Below are 12275 nucleotides of genomic sequence, written 5' to 3' on the forward strand. Positions count from 1 at the left end.
GCTTCCCTTTTCCAATGACCATTCCCGGAACTTTCCTCCGTGCGTTGCTGCGCACTGTGACGCTGTTCGCCGTCGCGACTGAACTCTGCGCGCAGGACAAAACCCTCACCGTCGGCGGGGTGCCGATCGCCCTTCAAGAAATCACGCCGCAAGTGCAGGTGAATTATTCATCGATGCGCTTCATCCGCAGCTCGAACGTCTGGAACGTCGAGGTGAGCGTTCGCAACACGGGTGGCGCGCCGCTGACTGCGCCGCTGGTTCTTTACGTTGAATCCTGGACAGGGACAGCTGGCCTGGTGAATCCCGACGGGCTCGATGGTGGGAAGCCGTATTTCGATCTGGGCAGTTCGCTCGGCGCCGGTTTGCTTCAAAGCGGGCAGTCGACCGCGTCGCGCACCTTGACGTTGCGTTCGGGCAGCGGAACGCCCGGTCTCACCACACGCGTCTATTCGCAGGCGGCTGTGCCAGCAGCGGCGATCACGTTCGCGCGTTCGCTGAATGAAGCAGGCCAGCCGCTCCCGGATGTCATCGTCGAGGAAGCGGGCCCTTCAGGTTCGAAAACCAATATCACGGATGACGTCACTGGAACTGTGACCCTTGGCGGCCGCACGGGCGCGCATCTTTGGAAGTTTTCAAAATCAGGATACCTGCCTGTCTGGCGTTCGCTGACGTTGAACACCAATGGGGTTTCTTCATTGACGGCGCCGCGCCTGACGCCCCGTTCCACGAATCACTTTGCGATCACTCCGATTTCCGGCGGCGCGTTCAGCAACGGGGTCGTCGCCATTCGGTTCGGACCGGGATCGATCGTTGGTCACGGATGGGGAACCATCACGATGCTGGACGGACAGACGCTGCCGGCTTTGCTGCCGCTCGGGTGGAGTCCGCTCTGCGCATTCTGGCTCGAATCGACACCGGCCCTGCAATCGGCCGGCGCTGCGTCGATTGTGCCGAATGACCGCGTTGCATTTTCCGAAACTGCGGCGCTCGTGCGCTGGAACGAAGCAACCGCGGCATGGGATGTGGTCCAGCTGCGGACCGGGCTGGGAACTAATGCGCTTGAATTTGTCCTGCCCGGAACCGGGGCATACTCGCTTGTGGTTGGCGACACCGGAATCTTCGCGCCGCCCGCCGCTGTCCCGGGAGCACCCCTGGCCGGCATTGCGTCCAGCTTCACCAACTTTCAAACGGTTGCCGCGCTGGGCACGGTGACCCCATCCCTGAGCCCGGCCAGCCGCGTCCCGGAACTCGTGACCGCCCGCGGGGAAGTGGTGTTCACGAACTGGAACGGCCCGCTGCCCAGCGGCCTGGTGCTGCGCACGGAGGTTTCGGAACATTACATCCTGGCTGACCATTCATCACGCATAACGCCTGCATACGAGAGCCACATCGTGGCGTATCAACGCCCCGCAGATTCAAGCCTTTCGACGCTTACGGCCACATTCCCGCTGCGTCCGCTGTTGTTGTTCGGCAGCGATGAACTTTCGCAGGCGAACGTGCATGTGGATGTTTTTGCGCCTGGAAATTTCACGGGAACGATCCTGGACGAAAAGGGCGGGCAGGTTGCAATCGGCCCGGTTCGCATCCTTTCGGGTGTCAGCAACCTGAATTCGCAATACGCCATGCAGTTGCAGCTGCTGAATCCAACCAACTTCAGTTCGCTCTCCAGCAACATTGTTGTTGCGTTCGAGATGAACGCTGGAAAGTTGCCGCAGGGGCGGCGCCTTGCGGTCCAGTTTGCCAGCCAGACGACCAACAAATTCTTCGTTCTGGCGCGCGTCCTCTCGCGCGGGGGCGTTTACGGATTGGAACCCGTCGAACGCTTCACCAGCGATTCGGCCGGTAAACTGACGAGCGTCGAACCCGCTTCCGGCGTGCGGCTGCCGGGCCTTACTGGTTCCGGGCAATACCTCCTGATTCGCGTCGGTGCACCGCAAGGGGTGATTGCCGGTGTCGCGCGGGATTCGCAGAACCAGCCGCTCGCGGGCGCTGTGATCCGCATTCCGCCGTGGACGACCTTCTCGGGTTTGGACGGCCAGTACAAGCTGCTCTCGGCCACGGGCGCGGTCCAGGTTGCCATCACCGATGTGAACACTGGCGACTCAACGCTCGCCGACGTCATGTTGAATGACTGGCAAACCGGGGTTCAGATTGACATCGGCGCCGCCGCGCAACCTCCGATCGTGATCTCCGTATTTCCGACGAACAACGCCAGTTCGGTTTCGCTGGTGACGCCAGTTTCCATCACGTTCAGCGAACCCATCAATCCCGGCAGCGTTCTTCCCTACGGCATTCAGCTCTTGGGCGCGAGCAACCAGGTCGTTCCAGCGTCCCTCTCTTTTAATCTCAAAGGCACTGTCGCGAATTTGTTGCCCATCGATCCACTTGCCGCGTTAACGGTTCACACAATCGTCATCTCTACAAACCTTGCGGATCTGACCGGCCTGAAGGTCTCGGGCCCAACTGCCTTCACCTTCAAGACAACCAGCGATTCCACCCAGCGCGACCTGGCGGCGCAAGTCATCAGCCATGAGCCGACGAACGGCGTGATGCGGATTCGAGGCACACTGGGCATCGCTGAACCGAATGCCCCTGTTGTGCTTGTAAATGAGACCACGGGCTACACCAGCACGGTGCTTGCGAAGTCGGATGGCAGCTTCGACAACGCCATTCCGGCTGATGAAGAAGATTTGTTGAGTGCGGTGTTCGTCAACGGCAACGGGTCGCGTGATGTGATTCCTGTGAGCCGGCAGATTTACCGCGACGGCAGCGTGGGCCTGTTCAACGGCGGCGGAACCATCGAGGCAACCAATGCGCAAGGCACGGTTCAGGTCCTGGTGGAGCCAGGCTCCGTTCCCGGCCGCACGAAGTTCAAGATTGCGGCACTGGACACCGCGGCTCTCCCGGCGTTTGTGACGAATGTCCCGCCCGGTTCGCCGAAGCCTTTGGGCGGGCTCGTGGTGCGGCTGAGCGGCGATGCCTTAAACCAGTCGATGGACGTCTCCATTCCAATCAACGTTGCGGAATTGGGTTTGCCTGAAGGCGAGCATCCGACGAATGCCACGTTCTGCCTGGCAATCCCGAGGGAGGATGTCGTCAACGGCATCACCAATACGATTTACGAAATCATCGACCGCATGCAGTTCGAGAACGGGCGGCTGGTGACGCATTCGCCGCCGTTCTACGGCTTGCTGCCCGCGCTGAACATCGACCTGCTCACCGTGCCCCTCTTCATGAGCGTCGGGCATCAGATGACGATTGCAGGGCGCGTTTATTCCGCGCAGTTGGATAACTACGGGAAACCGATTCCAGGAACGGAAAAAAACCTGCAGGGCGCTGTGGTGAGCGCAGTGCCGCCCGGCCAGCCGCAGGGAATTCCTGGACGCTTGCGTCCGGGAACCGTCATGGCGGCCGCGGGTGGAACCAACTCGAGTTACGCAATGATGGTTGTGGTGACTGAAGCGGCGCCGGCTGTTGTCACGGCGTCGCACCCGCGTTTCCCTGGCGCCGCGCCGATCGCGTTTGTTCCAGCCATGTCCCAGGCAGAACGATTTTCACTCGGCAACTTCTTCAAGCCGGTGGACATCGTGTTCCCGACCCGCGATGCGCTCGACCTGAGCTCGCCCACGCTGCTGTTTTCGCATTCGCCCGAACGGCCTGATCCCGGCAGCAATGCTGTCGTGAAAATTATCGCGACCGACAACGCGTCGCGTCCTGCACTTTCGATTTCCATCGCAGAGGCCGTTGCGCTTGGGTTTGGAACGAACATTCCCGTCAGTGAAATTGAGTTGGGCCTCGATGTGAGCGAAGACCTGGGCGCGTTCACGCGGCGCGAGACGTGGCTGGTCTCCGCTCCGCTCGCTGCGCGGGTGCTCGTACAGGCGCGCGCCACCGATGACTCCGGAAACGAAGTCACCAGCGCGTACCCGATCTTCTTTGGCGGCAGCGAACCGATCTCGACCAACACCATTCCCGCACCTGATCCCAATGACGTCACGGGTCCGTTTGTGATATCGTCGATCCCATCCCGCGGCGGCGTGGGCGTGGCGCCCGGCCAATCCATCGTGCTGCGCTTTGACGAGCCGATCGATCGATCGATTCTGATCGATCCCACCGTCATCAGCCTCATGCCCGGAAACTTGCGGGCAACTCCGCGGCTGAGCGACGACCAGATGGAACTCACGCTTAACTTCCCGGGAATTCAGCCCGGCAAGGAGTACACGTTGACCGTCAACTCAGGCGTGCGCGATCTGTCAGGAAATCGCCTCGACCAGGATCCCACGGTCGACGGCAACAACAGCTTTGTCCTGACTTTCACCACTGCGGAAATGCTGACGGGCACGCTGCCGAATCTCAATTCCGGTGGTGGCGCGGTCGTTCGCGGGATCTATGCGTATGTGCTCGACCGGGCAGCGCAGCCGAGCGGCGCAGTCGCCATCTACGATCTTTCGAATCCTGCAGCGCCGCGCCGCGCCGCGCAGTTCCTGCTGGGCGGCGGGTATCCCCGCGACCTCGTCCTCATCCCGAATTACTCATTCGTGCGCACAACAAACGGCCCTGTCGTCACGAAGGACTTGCTGGCGGTGGTGGGCGGCTACACGGGCTTTGGACGCAGCCAGTACCTGCGCGTCATCGACATCAGCGATCCGCTGAACCCGCAGTGGGAAGCGGGCGTTGCCCTCTCGCTCAATCCTGAAGCGGTGGTTTCGCGCGTGCAATGGTCCGCTCCCTATCTCGGCTATCTCGAAAGCGGCTCCGTCAATTCGGTCGGCGTCATCGACCTGCAAACGCTGATTTTGTTTGAGAACATGAGTTCGGCGGAATATCTGAGAATGCCCGAAGGAGGCTTTGCAGGCCTGGACGCGAACGGCGACGGCGACTACGTGGATGCGGGCGATCAACTGCCACTGCCAGCGAGCGAACCTGTGAACTTCGCTGGCAAGATCTTCAGCTTCACGCTGAATGACAGCGACTCGTGGATCAACGATTTCGCACTCGCGGACAACGGTCAGTTCCTTGGCGTCGTCACGGATCCGGGACATCGTTTCGGCACGAACGGCAGTCCGACGGTTGAAATCATGCCGCCCCAGTACCGCACCCTCTACAGCGCGGGAACGTTTCCGGAAGGCGAACTGGCGTCGTATACATTCACGAACGCCCGCCCGCGGCGGGTGCTGCTGATGTCTGATTTTCCTGTGATCGACAACCAGCAACTCCGCCTCGCGCGGCTGGCGCTGATCTCAGTGCGTGTTGACTCTGGCTTTGAACATCAACAGACAAATCGGCTGGTTGTGCTGGACGTAACGTTGCCGATCGATCCGACCCTGTTTGCGGAGATTCCGATTCCGGCGGAGAACGGGACTTCAATTTATTCGGCGATTCGCCGCGAAGACGGAATGCTCCTTCTCGCGACGGAGAAGGACATCTTGATCATCGATCCCGCGTGGTTCCGTTCGCCCATCGGGCAGGACGGCGTTCATCCCGCGGTTGTGGGAGTGCTGCCGGGCGCAGGAAATGGCGTTCGCACCTTTGATGGCACGCTGGCGGGGTTGAACATCATCAGCGACGAATCCAACAATCGTCTTCTGCTGGGCTCGCCAACATTGCAGTTTGTCAGCGCGCCCACGAACACGCCCTTTGCACCCGCGGACCTCGTCAATCATCCGAATCTGCAATCCGTGCTGGCGGGCTTTGCGCCGGCAGCCGACCTCTGGCTTTCCCGTTATCGAGGTGAACCAGGCGTGGTGCCTTCCACTCTGTCCCCCGCGTTGGGCGTCACGCATTATTACGTGGTCGTGCACGCTCCCGGTTCCGCCGGCGAGACAATCGACCTCGCGCTGGAGAGCTTGAACTGGGCGGGGCAACCATTGCGCAAGCAGGGATTCCTGTTCCCGCCAGTGAATGCATTCAGCACGCTGGCGTTGACGCAGCTGGAGCAGACGCCACTGGCCGATGAAGCGCCTGTTCGCGCGAGCAAGGCGTGGCGGCTTTCCAGCAATCCTGCCAGTCCGTTCTACAACGTCTATCTCTCACGTCCGTTCGCGCTCGTGAGCGAGGAGATGTCCAAGGCGGAGATTGCGACGCTGCAGGACGAGATCGATCGCGACATTCTGTGGAGCGGCGCCTATCTGCGCGCGAGCATTGATCCATCGCTGAAGGACAATCCCGTGCTGGGCAGGTTCGTGGGCAAGATCAGCGCCGAGGACAATGTGCATTACCCGGGCGTTGAAGTGCTGGCTTACGCGTATCCCGCGGATTACATCCAGTCGCCGAACCCCGGCCCGCTGATTGGCGCGGTCACGCTGACCGATGCGTTGGGATCCATCGCTGCGCACAGTGGCGAGTTGCGCAATGAAACCACCGACATGGCGTTGCCTGGACGGCGGCTGCCGATTGAATTCCGCCGCTTCATTGGCGGGCAAGGCGTCTACGATGGGCCGTTTGGACGGGGTTGGGATTTCAACTACAACCAGCGCGTGGTCGAGCTCTCGAGCCGCGGGTTGGCGCCCGATTCCAAGGTGCCGCTCGTGATTCGCGACGGCGATACCAACCACGAAGTCGCGGTGTCCCAGGACCTGTTGTTTTACACTGGGGCGGGGCGCGTGATCGCTTGGAAATTCGCCGGAACGAATGCGCCGCCTGAAGTCGCTGGCGATCCGCTTGTGACCGAAGTGCTCGGGTGGACGAACAAGGTTGCGCGCTATTATCTGCCGCCGCCTGGCGCCTTCAACCTGATGTTCAAGTTCAAGGACGGGCGTTATGCGCGCCTTGAGCCGGACGGCACCCAGTATTGGTACAATTCAGCGGGACGCCTCACGAAGATCTACGATCGTTACGACAAGAATTCGCTCGAGCTCGTTTACAATGTGCGCGGGGAACTGACCCGCATTCATGACGAACTGCGGCGTCCGCTTGAAATCGGATGGTGGCGGCTCCCGACGGATCCGCTGCGGCGCCCGGGCATTGACGAAACCACGCTGCGCCCCGCGATCGCAGGCAAGATCTGCAGGCTGCTCGACTACTCGAAGCGCGACGTGCTGTTCTACTACAGTGAGGACGGCTTGCTGGATCGGCGCGAAGGTCCGCTCGTGGAAACAACGGCTGGGGGAGGATTCACAGGGCGCCCCGTCACGCGCTACACATACAGCGATTCAAGCGAGCCGGGACGTTCAGGCAAGACGCTGACGGGAATCATTGGCGGCGACAATCGCGGCACACCGCTCGTCGCTGCGACGGAACTGGGGCTCAAGGGACGCGACACCGTGAGCAAGGTGCGAGTCGCGACGGGCGAAGTGAAGCTCGAGCTGGGTCAGACGAACAGCGCACGCGCGCTGACATCAGGCATTGCGAACGCGAAAGTCACGAATCCCGATGCTTCCACAACGAGCTACAAGTTCGACAAGTTTGGACGCCCCACGGAAGTGCAACTCGCAGGCGCGGCAGGAGATGCACCGCAGAAAACGCTGACCGAATACTATCCGAACGGCCTGATCAAATCGGTCACGCATCCTGAGGGAAATCGGATTGAATACATCTATGACACCAATCATCCCGCACTGCGCGCCCGCGCGAACGTGCGCCAGGTGACGAAGACGCCGGGCCCGCGCGGCGGGCCCGTGCTTACGGCCACCGCGGAATACGACTATTGGTACAACCTGCCTTCCGGCATCAAAACGGATTTTCGCGGCATTGAGGCGGCGATCACGCTGCGGCTTGATCGGCGTGACACGGAGCGCGTCACCAAGGCCGGCCAGGTCGAAACATTCACGGCCAACGACTTTGGCCAGATCGTGAAGCACGTCGCCATCGATGGCATCACACGGGAATGGGTGTTCCGCGAGGACGGGTTCCTGCAGGCAATGAAGATTGGGACCTTGGAGACCCGCTACGGGTTTGCTCCCGCGACGGGTGTTCGCAGCGACTTCACCCTGCGCGGCCTGCCGTCCTCCGTGACCGATCCGCGCGACATCGTTACGCAGTTCATTTACGACGAACGCAACCAGCTTGTCCGCGCCACGCGCGCGGGGCAGGAGACGAGTTACGCCTATGACGAAAGCGGCAACGTCGTGGAAGTCCGCAGCACCGTGGACACAGGCAAGACCTTAATCGAGACGCGGACCTACGACCAGGTCGGATTCATGACGGGCAAGACACTGAAGAACGTGGAAGTGGACGGCGTCCCGACGGATCTCGTGACCACGTTTGAACCCGACCAAATGCGGCGCGTGAAGCGCGCGGTTTTCCCTGGCGGCGAAGTTCACGAACTGCAGTACAACCATGTCGGCCAGCTGACGAACTACGTGATCGGCGGGACGTATCGCGAGGTGTATCGCTACGACGGGAACGGCAACCAGACTTCGATCGAGATAGGCGGGGCCACTGAGACCCGCGTTTATGATGGGCACGATCGGCTGGTGCAGATCATCACGCCCAGCGGCACGACGAACGTGCTGAGCTACGACGAGAACAACAACCTGATCGGCAAGGCGGCATACGATCGCACGGGCACATTGCTCGCGCAGAGCACCGCGCAATTCGATGACCTGGATCGCCCAGAGTTCGAAACCAAACTGCGGGATGACGGAACCTCCACGGCCAGTTACGCCTACGATCCTGCGAATCGCCGCCGCATCTTCACCGATTCTCTGGGCGCAACGCTGACGACGTATTACGACGAAATCGGCCGCGTCTGGAAGGAAGAGAGCCCCACGCGCACGGTTGAAAAAACCTATGACGCAAATGGCAATGTTAAAACCCGCAAGGTGACGGAGGGCGGCCGCATCTATACCGAGGAGTTTGCCTACAACGATCGCGATCAGCTCGTCTTGAGCACAGACAACGCAGGCAGGACGACGAAGTTCGACGTGGGCATGGATGGGCGCGTGAAGGAAATCGAGGATCGCGCCGGCATCAAAACCCTGCAGACGTTCACGATCCTCGGCGAGCAGGCGGTATCGACGGATCCGAACGATGTCGTGACGAAGTTTGATTACTCGTTGCAACGGCTTGTGAGCGGCGTGAGCGATACGGCGGAGAACAAGCAAAAGACGGAGTACGACGCGATGGGGCGCGTGACCAAAGTCATTCTGCCGAGCAACGCGCAAAGCACGTTTGGCGATTTCGATGCCCTGAATGCGCCACAAACCATGACCCTGCCGCGCGGCATCCAGATCCAGGCGCGCTACAACGCGGAAGGATTGATGACGAACCGCGTGATCACCGGCGCTGGTCCTGCCCGCAATGAAAGCTACGTCTATGACGGATTGCAGCGCCTCAAGCGCGTCAGCGATCCGTCCGGTTCGGTGGAGTTCACGTTCGACAAGATGGGCTACAAGAAATCGTTCGCGCATCACTACACGTTTGCAGTTCCAGGCAGCGGACCGGCGAGCATGGATGCGGTGGTGACGCAGATGGCGAACGCCGGCGGCTTCCGATCGAACGTGGTCTATCCGCAGAATGCGATCCGGCTTAACAACGTTCGCGACAACGTCGGCCGATTGACGGCACTCACGCCTGACAGCGGGGAACCCATCATTCGCGAAACTGAGTTTCTCGGCGACACCCTGGTGAAAAAACGCGAGTTGGGCGCGGGCCGGGTGCTGCAGATCAACGAGTTCGATTCTTTAAAACGCGTTGTTGCACGGCGCTATGTAGACGCAGCGGGCCGCACGCTGGCCGATGTCCGCTACGCATATGATCCCAATGGCGCGCAACTGGCGCGGCAGTTCATGCATCGCGGCGGCCGCGCGGATTTCTTCGCCTATGACGAAGGCTATCGCGTCAGGCGCGCTGACATCGGGGTTCGCCCGGCGTTGTCGGGGGCCAATGCAAATCGCACCATTCCGGGCTTTTCGGTTCCTTCAGGCGTGACGGGTTCCTGGGCAGCCGGCGAGTACGCCCGTGAGATGAGCTACAACACGACCGACGTGCTTCAGGGCATCAGCACGTTGAACCCTGACGGATTGACGCTTCCTCCGATGGCGGCGTCGTTTGGAGTGCCGGATTCGATGCTGTTTGTGCCAACGATTGACGGCTTCGCTCGAGGGCGCGATGAGGCGGGCAACATCACAACGACGCGTCTGTGGGTGCGGATCCCGGGCAGCACGCAACCCGTCGAGGTCACTGCGACGAATACGTTCAATGCGTTGAACCAGCTGGTGAAGATCAGCCGCGATGACGGCGTGGTGATCGACAACGAATTCGGTCCGTCAGGCTTGCGCATTCGCCGCAAGGTCAGCGGGTCCGCGTCGCGTTGTGTACCATCCGACGTGGCGTTCATTTATGATGGCGGCAACCTGATCGAGGAGCGCGACCTTCTGAACGATGGCGCTGTCACTGGCCGGTATTTCTACGGTGACGAAGGCGATGAATTGATCGCGGGCGACATCGCGTTGAGTGGAACGAACCTTGTCCGCCATTATTTCCTGAGTGACGTGGTGCGCTCTGTTCTCGGCGTCACAGATGCGGCGGGCAACCTCGTTGAACGCGTGATCTATGACGCGTGGGGCCAGCCGGCGATCGAGGCGGCCGATAATGCGGCGCCTCAGATTTCGCGCATTCTGTTCGAGACCAATTCGCTGCTGGTGGAATTCACTGAAGCCGTCCTCCCCGGTTTCAATGGCAACGATTCCATGACCAACCTTGTGACGTCCCTCGTCAGCGCCAGCGGCATCTTTGAAGTGCGTTCAGGCGGCAATGCCGTCGCTGGAACCGTGGTTTTCGAAGAGAACCTTGCAGGCCGCTCGTTTGGCAGCGCCTTCCGCTTCGTGCCTGCACAGGCGATCACTGGTGCCATCCAGTTCACGTTGAATGCCGGAACGATTCAGGATGAAGCAAACAATACCAACCTCGCTGTCAGCCTGAACCTGAACCTGGTTCCAGGAGTGATCTTCACGGGAGCGCCTGCAGGAAGCACGGCGGCTGCGATGCTCGCGCGCAGTTCGGTGAATTCGCCATTCCTGTTCCACGGGCAGGTGTTCGATTACGACAGCGGCCTGGTTTATTGCCGCGCGCGCTTCTATGACCCCGCAACAGGCATGTTCCTCTCGCGCGACCCGAGCGGCTACGTCGATGGCGTGAACCAATACGCAGGTTTTGCAAACAACCCCGTGAGCTTGCGCGACCCGACGGGACACGCGACGCCGGAAGGCATGGACAACGGCGATGAAGCCGGGAAGGAATCGACGCAGGAAAGCGGGCCAGCGGAATCCAATGGTTTCGTGGCAACCGTTCTCAACCTTGGAACGGGCGCCGCGAAAGGCTGGGATCTCCTGCACTCGGGCAACCCGGGATCACAGGGCGCGCTCGATGCCATGCGCGGAGCGGAACTCATCATCAACGACGTTCAGACGGCGAGTGCAGCGTTCGGCGTCATGCAATTGGGCATCAACGGTTCAATCGGACTCACGCGCCGCGCCGCGGGATTGGTGAACCAGTTCCGCAGTTCACCGCAGATCCCGTCAGCGGTGCGGGAGCATCTGATCAAGTCGGGGCTTACGCAGATTGAAATCGACGCGATCATCCCAGCGATGAAGAAGCACGGCATCACGCGCCTGAGCATTCGCAGTTTCGGGGACAAGCGCTTTGCGCGTCAGCTCGGCGTGAAGCAGGGCCTTCCACAAAAGCCGATTCATATCAAGGACAAGACAGGCGCTGATTCCACGATCACGCGCGATGGCGTCACTTACGTGTCGGACGCGGATATCCTGCATGTTGAAGTGAAGGGCCGCCCCGCGACGCTGAAGGAAATCCAGAAGTTCACGCAAACGGCGAACCGTAATTACACCAAGATGTGGAATCAGCGCAGCCGCGCAGCGACGGGAATGCCGGCAAACCCGCCGTTCCAGCATGGTTCGCACCTGAGCATGGCGCAGATGTACGACAAGAAGGGCAAGGTGAACGGCCAATACATGCGGGAAGTCGGGCATCCAGGCGAAAGCTTCACGATCCGCGCCGACTCAAAAGGCAATCTCACCGCCTTCGACACGCCGCATTGGATGACCCATCGCGACGTGGTGCGCATGGGCGGCATGCTGCGGAACAAACTCGACGCGGCGGGGACGCATGCGCTGAGCTTCCCGGGATCCACGGGCTGGCCTGGCCAGAGCTGGAGCAGCTTCCGCAAGGACTGGGTCGATGCCCAGCAAAGCATGTTCTTCGATCCTGTGACGCAGAGCATCGACACCAGCAAGATGCGGCGGTTCTTTCACGCGAAATAACATGAACTGCGCATTCAGTACTCCTTTGGTCCCATTGTCGCGCAAACCGGAAATGAC

At 60.8% G+C, this 12275-nt stretch carries 1 protein-coding gene; it reads left to right on the plus strand.

The window, feature by feature from the left end; genetic code table 11:
• Positions 1 to 14 precede the first annotated feature (14 nt).
• Positions 15 to 12218 (plus strand): Ig-like domain-containing protein, encoded by a 12204-nt coding sequence (locus VEH04_13005; protein ID HYG23695.1) that lies wholly within the window; start codon positions 15 to 17, stop codon positions 12216 to 12218.
• The last annotated feature ends 57 nt before the right edge of the window (positions 12219 to 12275 follow it).

The organism is Verrucomicrobiia bacterium, from assembly GCA_035629175.1.
Classification (GTDB): domain Bacteria; phylum Verrucomicrobiota; class Verrucomicrobiia; order Limisphaerales; family DASXHY01; genus DASXHY01.